This is a genomic window from Streptomyces sp. NPDC005799 (assembly GCF_040630525.1).
Taxonomy (GTDB): domain Bacteria; phylum Actinomycetota; class Actinomycetes; order Streptomycetales; family Streptomycetaceae; genus Streptomyces; species Streptomyces griseorubiginosus_B.
This window is the reverse complement of sequence record NZ_JBEXXQ010000016.1, coordinates 65041-79078: the sequence shown is the minus strand read 5'-3', so window position 1 is coordinate 79078 and position 14038 is coordinate 65041. Positions and strand designations below refer to the sequence as shown.

The following is a 14038-nucleotide window of genomic DNA, read 5'->3' as shown; positions in this document are numbered from 1 at the left end:
CAGGGGCGCGGGGCTGTATCGATTTGCGGCTCCGCCGCTCCCCGCGCCCCGGCGCCGCGTCGGCCGCTGCACGGCGCCCCCGCGGCGCGACCAGCCACGAATCACCCGCAGCCGCCGACGAAGCCGCAACCAGCCCCTACATCCGGCTCATCGCCGCCGCCGCGAACAGAACATCCCGGATGGCCTGACGGTCACCCACCTGTCCAGCTGCCGCTTCCTCCGGCGGCACGTGGCCGGCGGCCAACCGGCAGAACTCCACACCGTCCAGGGCCACATGCGCGACCTCGAACTCCTCCGAGCCCACCGCCGCCGGGGAGTCCAGGGGGATCAGCCACTCGCCGCCGCCCGAACCCTCGATCTCCAGGCGCAGGCTGCGGCCGGGTGCCCCGGCGACCCCGAGATGGCGGCCCTCCGCGGCCGCGGCAAGCCCCGACCGCCGGCGTTCCGCCAGCACCGCGGGCAGCATGCGGGCCGCCAGGTCGATCATGCGGTGCAGATGACGCGGGGACGGCGGCTCGTACGGGTAGTCGACCGCCTCGGCGATGTCCTCCGCGTGCACCCAGCACTCGAACGCGCGGTCCAGCATCGCGTCGTGCAGCGGCAGTTCGAAGTCGCCGTACGAGACGGCCAGCCGGGCGGAGCCCGAGCCGCCGGTGAAGGAGACGGTGCGGACGAGGTCGTGGGTCTGCTCGCGCCACGGCGCCCTGATGCCCCGGGTCGGCGGGAAGTGCGAGGTGCGCCAGTACGCCTCGGTGCGCGCCGCCGGGGTGGGGCCCTCGGCGACGATCTCGCCGAGGGGGTCCTCCAGGCCGAGTGCGACCGCGACGAGCCCGTCGACGGAGAGGAGATGGGCGATGACCCCGGCGACCGTCGTACGGCGGCTCTCCGCGCCGTCGCCCTCGAACCAGCGCAGCCGTACGGGGGCGTGCCACTCGGCGTCGCCTATGTCCTGCAGCAGGGCGTCGAGCCGGGCCGTCTCCGCGTCGTACGGCGCCGCCCACCCGGGCACCGGGATGCGCGGAGGGCGCCGGCCGAGGCAGCCCGCCAGGACGCGGGTGCGCAGCGCGGGGTCCAGGTCCAGGCTCTCCGGCGGGTGCAGCAGGCCCACGGCCTCACGCAGCCGCCGTGCCTCGTCCGCGCAGGTGCCGCAGCCGCCCAGGTGTTCCTCGACGGCCGCCGTCTCCTCCGCCGAGCACGCGGCCAGCGCCCAGGCGCCGAGCAGCGACTTCAACACCTGATGCTCCAGCACGACCGGCACCGCGACGGACGCGGGCAACGGCAGCTCCCCGTCCTCGACGGAGGCACGAGGCATGGGTATCCGCGGCGACCGCCACGCACCACCACCCGTCCCGCCTGCGGCGGCACCTTCCCCGGCTCCACCGCCGGCCGTCGGCTGCCCTTGGCCGCCACCGCCCGCGGGCCCGCCAGAGCCGCGCACACCGCTCCCCGGCCCGCCGTCCCCGCCGGCGCCCGGCCCGCCTCTGGTGGCACCCTCCCCGGCTTGTCCGGTTCCCGGTCGGTCCGGCGCGGCAGGTCCGGTCGCGGTGCCCGGATTCTTGGCGCCGAAATCTCCGTCGCCCGGCTGCTGCTGCCGCTCCTCCTCCTTGGCCTCCCCGCCCTCGAAGTCGCCGTTCTCGTCGAACGTTTCGAAGTCGCTCACACCGCACCCCCGGGTTCGGGCGGGGTGCCGGTGTCGTGGGCCGTGGACAGGAGTTGGAGGCCCAGGCGGAGGCGGCGGCGGGCCTCGTCCTCGGTGACGCCGAGGTCGGCGGCGGTCTGGCGGTAGTCGCGGCGCTGGAAGTAGGCAAGGTCCAGCGCGGCGCGCAGCGGAGAGGGCATGGAGGTGACGATGTAGTCGGCACGGGCGGCGACCGAGGCGCGTCGGACCCTGCGTTCCAGTTCCTCGGGCGAGCCGCCGGTGCCCTGGGCCAGCGCGGCGGTCTCCGTGGCGCGCAGCCGCTGCACGGCGAGGCGGTGGGTCAGCGTGGCGACCCAGGTGCGCAGCGGGCCCTCCTTGGGGTCGTAGCGCTCGGGGTGCTCCCAGACATGGACGAAGACGTCACGCGTGATGCCGTCGGCGGCGCTCTCGTCTCCGAGGACGCGATGGGCGAGGCCGTGCACGAGCGAGGCGAACCGGTCGTAGAGCTCGCCGAGCGCGGCCGCCTCACCGCGTGCCAGTCGCTGCTGCATCTTGCGGTCCCAGCGGGGCGGTGCGTCCTTCTTCGCCATGCGGCCCCCCTCACCCGTGTTCTCGCCGGTGCCCAGCGTGCGCCCACCGTCTTCTCGAATGTAGTCGGCACCCATGTCGGCGCACGCCCCTTTGTCGCAATGCGCGCCCCCGAGAGAGCCGCAGGTGATAGTGGGCGTTCGCCTACCCGGTGCAGAACTGATCGAACAGGATCGAAGGCGACTAAAACAAGCCTCTTTCGATCGCTTTCCGTTTCCGTCGCGGAGTTTGCGGGCAAGGCCGCTGGGCAGCCGCGCTGCAAGGAAGCGTAGGAACGGCTTCCGTTTTGCGGGGGGCCGGCGAGCGAAGGGCATGGTGGTGACTTTTCATGTGACCGGCGACGAGCAGGGCGACTGGGCCGTGCTGCGTGTGTCGGGCGAGCTGGACCTGGTGTCGTCCCCGGTGCTGCGGCAGCGGGTGCACGACGCGGTGGCCGAGGGCCGCCACAGTCTCGTCCTGGACCTCTCCGAGGTGTTCTTCTGCGACTCCAGCGGAGTCGGCGTACTGATCGCCGCCCGCCGGCTCTTCCGCTCCTGCCACGGCAACCTGCGCCTCATACTCCCGGCGCAGGGCGCGGTCGACGGCTCCCACGTCAACCGGGTCCTGGGCGCCCTCGGGGTGCGCCGTCTGTTCGACGTGTACGCCGGTCTGGACGAGGCCGTCACCGAAGAGGCCGACCCGCTCTCGGCGTAGGCGCCACCGGATGTCACGGGATGTCACGGAATGTCACCGTGTCATTGCCACACGGTTGTCCCGGAATTCACCCGGTCCTGGTACAAGTGCCGCTCCACCGCGCCCCGGCAGGCCAGCTCGTCGTACGCTCCGTCCAGATATATGCACCCGACGCGAGTAAGGCGGCCTGAGAAGACATGGTCAGCAGCGAGTACGAGCGCAGGATCGCCGCCCGGTTCGCCACCTTCGACCAGGACGGCAACGGCTACATCGACCGCGAGGACTTCGGCACGGCGGCCAAGGCGCTGCTCGCCGAGTTCGCCGTCGCGGCCCGCTCCGACAAGGGGCAGGCGCTGTACGCCGGCGCGGAGGCGTTCTGGCAGGGCATGGCCGGGATCGCGGACCGGGACGGCGACCAGCGCATCACGCGTGAGGAGTTCGTCACCGGCGCGGTCAAGCGGCTGCGGGACAACCCCGAGCGGTTCGCCGAGATCGCCCGCCCCTTCCTGCACGCGGCGATCGCCGTGGCCGACACGGACGGCGACGGAGCCGCCACCGTCGCCGACACCGCGCGGGTGCTGCGGGTGCTCGGGGTCGACCAGGCCGTCGCCGAGGCGGCCGCCGCGGGCCTCGACGGCGACAGCGACGGCAGGGTGGGAGAGGCCGAGATCGTCCCGGCGTTCGCCCGCTACTTCACGGTGCCCGAGTAGCGCTCCCGGCCACCGCGGTCCCCGAGTAGCGCTCGCGCAGCTTGTACTTGAGCACCTTCCGCAGCGTCTCGTTGCGTGGGAGGGCGTCCACCGCCTCCAGCTGCTCCGGCAGCTTGTGCACGGACAGTCCTTCCGCGCGCAGGTACGACGTCATGGCGGCCAGGGTCAACTCCTCGGCCCCGGGTGCCTGTTCCACGACCGCGCACACCCGCTCGCCGCGCTCGGCGTCCGGCAGCCCGATCACGGCGACGTCCCCGACCGCCGGATGCGCGGCCAGCAGATCCTCGATCTCCTTCGCGGAGATGTTCTCGCCCTTGCGGATGATCACGTCCTTCAGTCGCCCGGTGAGCACCAGATGCCCGCTGTCCTTCACGAACCCCAGGTCCCCGGTGCGCAGGAACCCCTCCTCGTCGAAGGCCTCCGCCGTCTGCGCGGGGTCCAGATAGCCCTGGCACACCGCCTCCCCGCGCAGCCGCACCTCCCCGTCGACGACCCGTATCTCCATCCCCTCCGGCGGCCGCCCCTCGGTCGTCGCGAGGTTCTCCACGGTGTCGTCCGGCGCCCCCATGGTGATCATCGGCACCTCGGTCATCCCGTACCCGTGGGTGAGCTGCACGCCCATCTCCCGTACGACGGCGTGGTACACCTCCGGCGGCTTGGGCGCCCCGCCGCCCGCGAGCAGCCGCAGCGTGGGTATCACCTTGCGCCCCGGCTGTTTGCGCTGCTCGGCCAGGAACATCGAGTAGAACGCCGTGGACCCGCCCGCCACCGTCACCCCGTGCCGGCGATAGCCCTCCAGCGCGTCCGGCAGTGCGAACTGCTCGAACATCACCGCCGGGAAGCCGTACAGCAGCAGCATCACCGTGTAGTCGGGCCCGGCGATGTGCGCGTAGGGGAAGGCCATCGAGCCCACGTCGTCGGCCGACAGGCGCAGGGCGTGGGCCAGGCACGAGCCGCCCGCGATCAGTGAACGGTCCGTGTGCAGCACGCCCTTGGGGTCGGAGGTCGTGCCGGAGGTCCAGTAGATCCAGCGCACGGAGGTGCCCTCGACGGGCGGCGGGGGCAGTACGTCCGGGTCGCCGTCCGGCAGGTCGTCGTAGGCCTCGAAGACGCCCTTGGCGCCGAGCCGCCGGGCCATCTCGGTGTGGTCGAAGCCGCGCCAGGTGCCCGGCACCGCGAAGAACTCCGCCTTCGACTCCCGTAGCGCGAAGCCGACTTCGCGGTCCCGGTAGAAGGGGATGACCGGCGTCTGCACGGCGCCCAGGCGGGCCAGCGCGAAGGAGAGCAGGGCCGTCTCGATCCGGGTGGGCAGCTGCCAGGCGACCACCGTGCCGGGGCGCACACCCATGTCGTACAGACCGGCCGCCACGCGCTCGGCCCGGGTGCGCAGATCGCCGAAGGCCAGCGTGCGGTCGTCCTGGAGGAGCACGGGACGCCCGGGGGTGAGCCGGGCGCGGCGCTCCACCAGCTCCCACAACGTGCGGGAGGAACTCAGGGTGTGCGGGGTCTCGGTCATGTCTGCCCCCTGCCTTGGCTGACGACTCGTCAGGTGACATGCTATCTGACGGGTCATCAGATACGTACTGTCCGGCGGAGGGGAACCATGACCGAACTGCCCCGCATCATCAGCGTCGACGACCATGTGATCGAGCCCGCGCACCTCTTCGACACGTGGCTGCCGGCGAAGTACCGGGACCGGGGGCCGCAGCCGCTGACCGCGGGGATCGGTGAACTCGCCTACGTGGGCGGCAAGTACCAGATCACGATGGACCCCGAGGGCCCGCCGACGGACTGGTGGATCTACGAGGACCTGAAGTTCCCCTACAAACGCAACATCGCCGCCGTCGGCTTCGACCGCGACGAGATGACCCTGGAGGGCATCACCCGGGAGCAGATGCGGCGCGGCTGCTGGGACCCGAAGGCGCGCCTCGCCGACATGGACCTCAACCACGTCGAGGCCAGCCTCTGCTTCCCGTCCTTCCCGCGCTTCTGCGGGCAGACCTTCGCCGAGGCGCACGACAAGGAGGTCGCGCTGGCCTGTGTACGCGCCTACAACGACTGGATGGTCGAGGAGTGGTGCGGCGACAGCGGCGGCCGGCTCATCCCGCTGTGCCTGATCCCCCTGTGGGACGTCGATCTGGCGGTCGCGGAGATCCGGCGCAACGCCGCGCGCGGGGTGCGCGCGGTGACCTTCTCCGAGATCCCCACCTACCTCGGGCTGCCGTCCATCCACTCCGGCTACTGGGACCCGTTCTTCGCCGTCTGCCAGGAGACGGGGACGGTCGTCAACATGCACATCGGCTCGTCCTCGCAGATGCCGGCCGCCTCCCCCGACGCCCCGCCCGCCGTGCAGGCCGCGCTCAGCTTCAACAACGCGATGGCCTCGATGATGGACTACCTCTTCAGCGGGGTTCTGGTGAAGTTCCCGACGCTCAAACTCGCCTACTCCGAAGGGCAGATGGGCTGGATCCCGTACGCCCTGGAACGCGCCGACGACGTCTGGGAGGAACACCGCGCGTGGGGCGGGGTGCGCGACACGATCCCCGAGCCGCCGTCGACGTACTACTACCGGCAGATCTTCTGCTGCTTCTTCCGCGACAAGCACGGAGTCGCCTCGCTGGACGTGGTGGGCCGCGACAACGCCACCTTCGAGACCGACTACCCGCACGTCGACTCGACCTTCCCGCACACCAAGGAGGTCGCCCTCGACCATGTCAAGGGCCTCGACGACGAGACGATCCACAAGCTGATGCGGGGCAACGCGATCCGCATGCTGGGCCTGGACCTCGACCGCTGATGGACCTGTCGTACACGCCCGAGGAGGAGGAGTTCCGGGCGCGGCTGCGCGAATGGCTCACGAAGGTGCTGCCCACGCTGCCCGCGAAGCCGTCCCCGGACGACTGGCCCGCACGCCGGGCGTACGACCTCGGCTGGCAGCGGTTGCTGTACGACGCCGGGTACGCCGACGTCCACTGGGACGCCTCGCCGACGGTCCGGCTCATCTTCCTGGAGGAGACCGAGAAGGCCGGCGCCCCCTACGTCGGCGCGAACTTCGTGGGCCTGCTGCACGCCGGGCCCACCATCGCCGCCGAGGGCACGGACGAGCAGCGCGCGCGGTGGCTGCCGCCGATCCTGCGCGGGGAGGAGGCCTGGTGCCAGGGCTTCAGCGAACCGGACGCCGGCTCCGACCTCGCGTCCCTGCGGACGCGTGCGCGCAGGGACGGCGACGACTACGTGGTGAACGGCTCCAAGATCTGGACGTCCCACGCCGAAGTGGCCGACTGGTGCGAGCTGTTGGTGCGCACGGACGCGGAGGCGCCGAAACACCGGGGCATCAGCTGGCTCGCCATGCCGATGGACGCGCCGGGGATCACCGTGCGGCCACTGCGGACCCTTGCCGGGTCCGCCGAGTTCGCCGAGGTGTTCCTCGACGACGTGCGGGTGCCTGTGGCGAACCGTGTGGGGGACGAGAACGACGGGTGGCGGGTCACGATGGTCACGCTGTCCTTCGAGCGCGGCACGGCGTTCGTGGGGGAGGTCGTCGCCTGTCGTCGGGTGCTGGGTGAACTCGCCGACGAGGCCCGGCGCAACGGGCGTTGGGACGACCCGGTGGTGCGGCGGCGGCTGGGGAGGCTGAACGCGGAGTTCCGGGCGCTGTGGCGGCTCACGCAGTGGAACGTCAGCGAGGCGGAGGCCTCCGGCGGGGTGCCGGGGGTGGGGGGCTCGGTGTTCAAGCTGCGGTACTCGCACGCGCGGCAGGAGCTGTACGACGCGGCGGCGGAGGTGCTGGGGGAGAGGGCGTTGGATCTCGATCGGCCCTGGGTGCTGGATCGGTTGTCGTCGTTGTCGTACACGATCGCGGCCGGTACGTCGCAGATTCAGCGGAACATCGTGGCCGAGCGGATATTGGGGCTGCCGAAGGGGAGGTGAGCGGTGCGGTTTCAATTGAGCGCGGAGCAGGTCGCGTTGCGGGGGGCCGTTCGGGGGTTCTTGGGCCGTCGTTCGTCTGCGGGTGTGTGGGGGCTTGTCGCGCCCCGCGGCGGAGCCGCAAATCGACACAGTCCCGCGCCCCTACTCGGCGTTGCAGGAGCCGGGGTTGATCTGCCCCGTCTTGACCGGGGGCTGTGGCGGGACCTCGGAGACCTCGGGTTCTTTTCGTTGCGGTTGTCCGAAGCCGATGGGGGCGCCGGACTCGGGCTGTCCGAAGCCGTGTTGGTGTTTGAGGAGGCTGGGCGGGCCCTGTTGCCCGGGCCGTTGGTCGCCACGCACCTTGCTGCCGGGGTCGTGCCCGGTGCGGCTACCGGGGAGACCGTTGTCGCGGCAGTCGACGGGCGGCTCGTGGAGTGGATGGAGGAGGCTGACGTCGTGCGGGCGGGGGCCGAGGGGGCCGTGCCTGTGCGGTCCGTGGATCCGTTGACGCCCTTGCACCGGGTGCCCGCGCCCGGGCGAACCGATCCTGTCGCGGTTCTGCTCACGGCGGCCGAGCAGTTGGGAACCGCCACGCGCGTGTGTGAGCTGGCGGTGCAACACGCCCGGACGCGTGAGCAGTTCGGGCAGCCGATCGGGGCCTTCCAGGCGGTGAAGCATCTGTGCGCGCAGATCCTGGTGCGCGCCGAGGTCGCCCGAGCCGCCGTCTACGCGGCCGCCGTCACGGCCGACGCGGCCGACATCGCCGCCGCGCGGCTGCTGGCCGACGAGGCGGCCGTGCACGGCGCCCAGGACTGTCTCCAGGTGCACGGCGGTATGGGCTTCACCTGGGAGAGCGAGATTCATCTGCATCTGAAGCGGGCCTGGGTGCGGGCGCAGCGTGCGGGTGGCGGTACGGAGAGTGAGGAATTGCTCGCCGCGGAGCTGACGAGCTGACGGTGTGAAAGGCGGCTGGGCTGGGGATCGTCGACGACGCGCGCGTGTGTGTGTCGCGGATCGTGGCATACCGGAATCACGGAGCGTTGATATCGGGTTGTGTCCTATGCGTGACCCGTCACGGCCCGGAGTCGGCTGCGCGCTCCGGTACCTTCTGTGGGATGCGAGTGGTTCCGAGCACGCGCCACGCCGGTGTTGCCCCTGGGGCGAGGCCGGATCAGGCCTGTTCGACTGCTCGTGGTGAGCGTCGCACAGTATGCCGCACGGGTACTCCTTCCCGCTGGAATATGCCCGAAGCGCTTGTTGGGGTGACTGTACGTCAACCATGCTGTCGTGCAAGGGATTCACGTTCCGTGACCCCTGCCTTGGGCTCTGCTCTGGCTGTTGTTCTGGCCATGCAGAAAATGGCTACGATCGTGGCCCTCGTCGCGGTGCGTGCGTGGCGTGAGGTCATGTGTCCGCCGGTTCGGATGGTGTGAGCGGTGCAGGTGCTTCAGGTGCAGCTGGAAGTCCGGCCCGACCCCGCAGAGGTGGGGCGAGCCCGGAAATGGGCGCGTTCGCGCCTCGCCGGGCCCGGTGTCGGGGTCGACGACTCGCTTGCCGAGACGCTGATCCTGCTTGTCTCCGAACTCGTCACCAACGCCGTCGTGCACACCGGCCGGCCCGCCGTGCTCCGGCTGTCCCTGCCCGGCAGCGGGGCCGGTTCGGCCACCGTCCGCCTCGAGGTGGCCGACGCCAGCTCCCGGGCGCCGGTACCCCGCTGTGTGGACGGCGACGCGACCGGCGGCCGGGGGCTCGCCCTCGTCGACGGGCTCGCCGACCGCTGGGGCTGGAGCCCCGACGGCGCGGGCAAGCGCATCTGGTGCGAGCTGGACCGGTGCGACGGGGCCGCGCGAGCCGCCGTGGCGTACCCCGGGAGCGCGTCGGCCTATGAGGGGCTGGCGTTCGAGGCGGTGTGACCCGACTGGTGCGTCCGGTACGCGGGGGCCGGTGCACGGGTGTCGGTGTGCGGGTGCGGCGAACGCCGCCCTACCCCGTCCCGCGTCGACCGTGCGCCGGGGTGTGCCCCTGTGCGCGGCGCCCGCAAAACGGGATGCAAGTGACAAATGGCCAAACGGGTGTTGACGCCTCGTGTCCGTCTGATCACGCTTGAGGGCATCGATTCGCCGCGAGGGGACGGCGAGGTCCCCGGCGACGGGTGCCCTCGGCGAGTGCGGGTCGTGGATCGGCGTCGGCGGTGCGCGGTGCGGTGCTCGGGGCGGGCAGCGCGCGCCGCCGTCCGGTGCCGGTGCGGGGGTCGACGCTAGAGAACGGCGACGGGGGCCACCGGGGTTCCGGTCGCGCCGACGAAGGGCTCAGGCATCGCGGACAGCAGGAACGCGTACCGGCCGGTTTCTCCACAGGCTGTGGACAACTCCTCGAGATTCCAGTTCTGGCCCTGCAGCATCCCCATCTCCACCAGGTCGAGCGCGTGCACGGGCAGCCAGAGGTCCTCGATCTCGGGCGGGAAGATCTCGAACGTGAGGGTGTCGTTGGCGACCGCGGCCACGTCGCGCGCGTGGAACCACTCCGGTGTGCGCACCGACAGCCCCGGCGACGGGTAGCCGTACCCGTCCCGGTCCCCGGCGAGATACACCTGGATCTGCCCGGTCCGTACGAGCACGACGTCCCCGGCACGCACGCGCGTACCGGCGAGGTCCTCGGCCGCCTCCAGGTCCTCCGGTGTGACGGCGTGCCCGCCCTCCAGCCGGTCCACGCCCCGCGCGCGGGCCACGTCCAGCAGCACCCCGCGCGACACGACGTGCCGTGCCTTGTCGATGCCGGCGAACTCGGCGCCGCTGTGCGCGGTGACGGTGTCGGCGGGGCGGCCGTTGTAGAGCTTCCCCGAGTGCGAGGCATGGGTCAGCGCGTCCCAGTGGGTGCCCGCCTGCAGGCCCATCGTCACGGCGTCGTCGCTGCACGCCACCGTGCCCGGGCCGAACAGCTCCTGGTTGATCTGCACCATGGCGTGCAGCGGATTGACCCGGCCCGGGATCATCCCCGACTGCACGCCGTCGTGCTTCAGGGGCAGGGCGAGCGGGACGCGGCGGCCGGTGCGGACGGTCGCTGCGGCCTCGCGGACGACCTCGTCGGTGATCAGGTTGAGGGTGCCGATCTCGTCGTCGGCTCCCCAACGCCCCCAGTTGTTCACGCGCTTGGCGATCTCATGGAATTCGGCGGGCAACGACATCGGCCCTCCCCGGGGCTTGTCTCCAGGTATCTGACGCGCCATAAAATCTAACGGTCCGTCAGAAACCGCGGGAAGGGGCCGGGCGTGGGGAACTTCTTGGCAGGCAAGGTCGTCGCCGTGACCGGTGCGGGGCGGGGCATCGGCCGGGCGGTGGCGCTGGCCGCGGCGGCCGAGGGAGCGCGGGTCGTGGTCAACGACTACGGCGTCTCGGTGGACGGCGCGTCACCGACGAGCGAGGTCGCCGAGGCGGTCGTCAAGGAGATCGAGGCGGCCGGCGGGGAGGCGGTCGCGGTCGCCGACGACGTGTCCACGATGGCCGGCGGCGCGCGGGTCGTTGAGGTGGCGCTGTCGTCGTACGGGCGGCTGGACGGGGTGGTCTGCGTCGCCGGGATCCTGCGGGAGCGGATGCTGTTCAACATGTCCGAGGAGGAGTGGGATCCGGTGGTCGCCACGCATCTGAAGGGCACCTTCACTGTCTTTCGCGCCGCGTCCGCCGTCATGCGCAAGCAGCGGGCCGGGACGCTGATCGGGTTCACCAGCGGCAATCATCAGGGGTCCGTCTCGCAGGCGAACTACAGCGCGGCGAAGGGCGGGATCATCTCGCTGGTGCGGAGCGCCGCGCTGGGCCTGAACAAGTACGGGGTGACCGCGAACGCGGTGGCTCCTGTCGCCCGTACGCGGATGTCGGCCAATGTGCCGATGGAGCTCTCCGAAATCGGGGAGCCGGAGGATGTGGCCGCGCTGGTGGTGTATCTGCTGTCCGAACGCGCTCGGGAGGCCGGGGTGACGGGGCAGGTGTACACGGTCGCCGGGCCGAAGATCGCGGTGTGGGCGCAGCCGAGGGAGTTGCGCGCCGCGTATGCCTCCGGCGGTTGGACGCCGGAACGGATAGCGGAGTTTCTGCCGGGGTCGGTGGGGGTGGATCCGATGCCGATGCTTGCTCAGTTGGCCGCGATGGAGAAGGCGGCGGGGCGTGGGGAGAGGCCGAACGCCCAATAGCTCGGGTGGCTGTGTCGTAGGGCGGGTGCGGGTTCGTTTGGGCTGATCGCGCCCACGCGGCGGAGCCGCATATCGATACAGCCCCGCGCCCCTGGGTAGGTCGAGTCGGCGGCGTCGAGAGGAGACCCTCGTGGACTTTGGATTCACTGCCGAGGACGAAGCGTTCCGGACGGAGGCGCGGGCCTGGCTGGCCGAACACGTCGACTCCGAGCAGGACCGGCGCACTTGGGAACGCACCCTCGGGAAAGCCGGCTGGATCGGGCTGGGGTGGCCGGAAGGCGGATTCGGGAACCGGACCGCCGGACTCACCCGACAAGTCGTCTGGGCCGAGGAGTACGCGCGGTCCGGGGCGCCTGTGCGGTCCGGGCATATTGGGGAGAAGTTGCTCGCGCCCACCCTCATCGCGCACGGCAGTGACGAGCAGAAGGGGCGGTTTCTGCCGCCCATTGCCGCCGGGGAGGAGCTGTGGTGTCAGGGGTACAGCGAACCCGGGGCCGGGTCCGATCTGGCCGGGGTGCGGACCTCCGCCGTGCGGGAAGGGGCGGAGTTCCGGATCAGTGGGCAGAAGATCTGGACCTCGCTCGCCCATGAGGCGGACTGGTGTTTCGTGCTCGCCCGGACGGAAGTCGGGTCGCGTCGGCATCACGGGCTGAGTTTTCTGCTCGTGCCCATGGATCAGCCGGGGCGGATCGAGGTGCGGCCGATCCGGCAGATGACCGGGACCAGTGACTTCAACGAGGTCTTCTTCGACGGGGCCCGCGCGCGGGTGGAGCATCTGGTCGGCGGTGAGGGACGGGGCTGGCAGGTGGCGATGAGCCTGCTGGGGTTCGAGCGCGGGGTGTCGACCCTGGCTCAACAGATCGGGTTCGCCCAGGAGTTGACGGAGGTCGTGCGGGGCGCCCTGCGCAGTGGTGCGGCCGGGGATCCGGTGGTGCGGGAGCGGATCGTGCGGCTGTGGGCCGAGTTGCGGGTCATGCGGTGGAACGCCCTGCGCACGCTGGGCGGTTCCGGTGACCCGGGCGCGCCGAGTGTGGCGAAGCTGCTGTGGGCCAACTGGCACCAGAGGCTGGGGGAGTTGGCGGTGCTGGTGCGGGGGGCGGGGGCGGCCGTGAGTGGTTCGGACTGGTCGGCTTCGGCGTCGTACGAACTCGACCCGGATCAGCACCTGTTCCTGTTCTCGCGGGCCGACACCATCTACGGCGGCTCGGACCAGGTGCAGCGCAACATCATCGCCGAGCGGGTGCTCGGCCTGCCGAGGGAGCCCAAGGGGGTCGTCTGATGCGCGGTGTGGTGTTCGACGGTAAGCGGGTCGAGGTCGTCGACGACCTGGAGGTGCGGGACCCGGGGCCCGGGGAGGTGCTGGTCGCGATCTCGGCCGCCGGGCTGTGTCACAGCGATCTGTCCGTGGTCGACGGGACCATCCCCTTCCCCGTGCCCGTGGTGCTGGGCCACGAGGGGGCGGGGGTCGTGGAGGCCGTGGGGGCCGGGGTCACGCACGTGGCGCCGGGGGACCATGTGTCGCTGTCCACGCTCGCCAACTGCGGCGCCTGCGCCGAGTGCGACCGGGGGCGGCCCACCATGTGCCGCAAGGCGATCGGGCGGCCGGGGCGGCCCTTCACGCAGGGCGCGCGGGAGGTGTACCAGTTCGCCTCCAACTCGGCCTTCGCGGAGCGGACCGTGGTGAAGGCCGTGCAGGCGGTGCGGATCCCGAAGGACATTCCGCTGCCGTCCGCCGCGCTCATCGGGTGCGGGGTGCTGACCGGGGTCGGGGCCGTGCTCAACCGGGCGCGGGTGGACCGGGGGGACTCGGTGCTCGTCATCGGGACCGGCGGGATCGGGCTGAACGTCATCCAGGGGGCGCGAATCGCGGGGGCGCTCAGGATCGTCGCCGTCGACGCCAATCCGGCGAAGGAGGAGGTGGCCCGGCGGTTCGGGGCCACGGACTTCCTGACCTCCACCGACGGGGTGAAGGAGATCCTGCCGGACGGCGCCGACCACGCCTTCGAGTGCGTGGGGCGGGTCGAGCTGATCCGGCAGGCGATCGACCTGCTCGACCGGCATGGGCAGGCGGTGCTGCTGGGGGTGCCGGCGGCCACCGCGGAGGCGTCCTTCCTCGTCTCCGCCATGTACCTCGACAAGTCCATCCTGGGCTGCCGCTACGGCTCCTCGCGCCCGCAGCGCGACATCGCCCTCTACGCCGAGCTGTACCGGGCGGGACGGCTGCTGCTGGACGAGCTGGTGACCGAGACCTACCCCGTCGAGGACTTCGAGAAGGCGAAGGCCGACGCGGAGGCGGGGCGGGTGGCGCGCGGGGTGCTCACGTTCTGACGGTGCGGG

The 14038-nt window shown here is 71.5% G+C and carries 13 protein-coding genes; 9 read left to right on the top strand and 4 right to left on the bottom strand.

Translation table 11 applies throughout. The features are described 5' to 3' along the window. Positions 1-136: 136 nt before the first annotated feature. Both ABZ453_RS17835 and ABZ453_RS17830 read right to left on the bottom strand, forming a co-directional pair. Positions 137-1660, bottom strand: coding sequence for a zf-HC2 domain-containing protein (locus tag ABZ453_RS17835; protein WP_359015894.1), 1524 nt, complete (start codon positions 1658-1660; stop codon positions 137-139). Continuing rightward, positions 1657-2229 (bottom strand): sigma-70 family RNA polymerase sigma factor, encoded by a 573-nt coding sequence (locus ABZ453_RS17830; RefSeq protein ID WP_359015893.1) that lies wholly within the window; start codon positions 2227-2229, stop codon positions 1657-1659. The genes ABZ453_RS17835 and ABZ453_RS17830 overlap by 4 nt, the downstream gene beginning before the upstream one ends. Before the next feature lie 310 nt (positions 2230-2539). On the opposite strand from ABZ453_RS17830, the gene ABZ453_RS17825 reads away from it, so the two are divergent. Beyond that, positions 2540-2920, top strand: a complete 381-nt coding sequence (locus ABZ453_RS17825; RefSeq protein WP_359015892.1) for an STAS domain-containing protein — start codon at positions 2540-2542, stop codon at positions 2918-2920. A 176-nt stretch (positions 2921-3096) separates the two neighbouring features. After that, positions 3097-3609 (top strand): EF-hand domain-containing protein, encoded by a 513-nt coding sequence (locus tag ABZ453_RS17820; RefSeq protein ID WP_359015891.1) that lies wholly within the window; start codon positions 3097-3099, stop codon positions 3607-3609. Here the strand turns inward: ABZ453_RS17820 and ABZ453_RS17815 are convergent. Next, positions 3593-5125, bottom strand: coding sequence for an AMP-binding protein (locus ABZ453_RS17815; protein ID WP_359015890.1), 1533 nt, complete (start codon positions 5123-5125; stop codon positions 3593-3595). The genes ABZ453_RS17820 and ABZ453_RS17815 overlap by 17 nt on opposite strands. A gap of 87 nt (positions 5126-5212) precedes the next feature. Between ABZ453_RS17815 and ABZ453_RS17810 the strand changes: the two genes are divergently transcribed. From ABZ453_RS17810 to ABZ453_RS17795, 4 genes are all read left to right on the top strand, one after another. Beyond that, positions 5213-6406, top strand: a complete 1194-nt coding sequence (locus tag ABZ453_RS17810; RefSeq protein ID WP_359015889.1) for an amidohydrolase family protein — start codon at positions 5213-5215, stop codon at positions 6404-6406. Continuing rightward, positions 6406-7539 carry an acyl-CoA dehydrogenase family protein gene (locus tag ABZ453_RS17805; RefSeq protein ID WP_359015888.1) on the top strand — a complete coding sequence of 378 codons (1134 nt, stop codon included), beginning with the start codon at positions 6406-6408 and terminating at the stop codon, positions 7537-7539. Before ABZ453_RS17810 ends, ABZ453_RS17805 begins: the two co-directional genes overlap by 1 nt. Before the next feature lie 3 nt (positions 7540-7542). Continuing rightward, on the top strand, positions 7543-8472 hold the full coding sequence (locus tag ABZ453_RS17800) for an acyl-CoA dehydrogenase family protein (protein ID WP_359015887.1): 930 nt from the start codon (positions 7543-7545) through the stop codon (positions 8470-8472). Between the two features lie 497 nt (positions 8473-8969). Then, entirely contained in the window at positions 8970-9431 is a 462-nt protein-coding gene (locus ABZ453_RS17795) for an ATP-binding protein (protein WP_356763297.1), read from the top strand. A gap of 344 nt (positions 9432-9775) precedes the next feature. On the opposite strand, the gene ABZ453_RS17790 is transcribed toward ABZ453_RS17795, so the two are convergent. Continuing rightward, a complete protein-coding gene (locus ABZ453_RS17790; RefSeq protein WP_359015886.1) occupies positions 9776-10702 on the bottom strand; it encodes a cyclase family protein in 927 nt (308 codons plus the stop codon). A gap of 84 nt (positions 10703-10786) precedes the next feature. Between ABZ453_RS17790 and ABZ453_RS17785 the strand changes: the two genes are divergently transcribed. The 3 genes from ABZ453_RS17785 to ABZ453_RS17775 all read left to right on the top strand — a co-directional run bounded on the left by ABZ453_RS17785 (position 10787) and on the right by ABZ453_RS17775 (position 14029). Next, the gene (locus ABZ453_RS17785) at positions 10787-11701 is read left to right on the top strand and encodes an SDR family NAD(P)-dependent oxidoreductase (RefSeq protein ID WP_359015885.1); all 915 of its coding nucleotides are present in this window, start codon (positions 10787-10789) and stop codon (positions 11699-11701) included. Between the two features lie 130 nt (positions 11702-11831). Next, entirely contained in the window at positions 11832-12980 is a 1149-nt protein-coding gene (locus ABZ453_RS17780) for an acyl-CoA dehydrogenase family protein (protein ID WP_359015884.1), read from the top strand. Beyond that, positions 12980-14029 (top strand): Zn-dependent alcohol dehydrogenase, encoded by a 1050-nt coding sequence (locus ABZ453_RS17775; RefSeq protein WP_359015883.1) that lies wholly within the window; start codon positions 12980-12982, stop codon positions 14027-14029. The genes ABZ453_RS17780 and ABZ453_RS17775 overlap by 1 nt, the downstream gene beginning before the upstream one ends. Positions 14030-14038 lie beyond the last annotated feature (9 nt).

Excerpts from the sequence above, each read along its gene's own strand:
- ABZ453_RS17830 (WP_359015893.1), bottom strand. The coding sequence starts at position 2,229 with ATGGCGAAGAAGGACGCACCGCCCCGCTGGGACCGCAAGATGCAGCAG.
- ABZ453_RS17825 (WP_359015892.1), top strand. The coding sequence starts at position 2,540 with ATGGTGGTGACTTTTCATGTGACCGGCGACGAGCAGGGCGACTGGGCC.
- ABZ453_RS17820 (WP_359015891.1), top strand. The coding sequence starts at position 3,097 with ATGGTCAGCAGCGAGTACGAGCGCAGGATCGCCGCCCGGTTCGCCACC.
- ABZ453_RS17815 (WP_359015890.1), bottom strand. The coding sequence starts at position 5,125 with ATGACCGAGACCCCGCACACCCTGAGTTCCTCCCGCACGTTGTGGGAG.
- ABZ453_RS17810 (WP_359015889.1), top strand. The coding sequence starts at position 5,213 with ATGACCGAACTGCCCCGCATCATCAGCGTCGACGACCATGTGATCGAG.
- ABZ453_RS17805 (WP_359015888.1), top strand. The coding sequence starts at position 6,406 with ATGGACCTGTCGTACACGCCCGAGGAGGAGGAGTTCCGGGCGCGGCTG.
- ABZ453_RS17790 (WP_359015886.1), bottom strand. The coding sequence starts at position 10,702 with ATGTCGTTGCCCGCCGAATTCCATGAGATCGCCAAGCGCGTGAACAAC.
- ABZ453_RS17775 (WP_359015883.1), top strand. The coding sequence starts at position 12,980 with ATGCGCGGTGTGGTGTTCGACGGTAAGCGGGTCGAGGTCGTCGACGAC.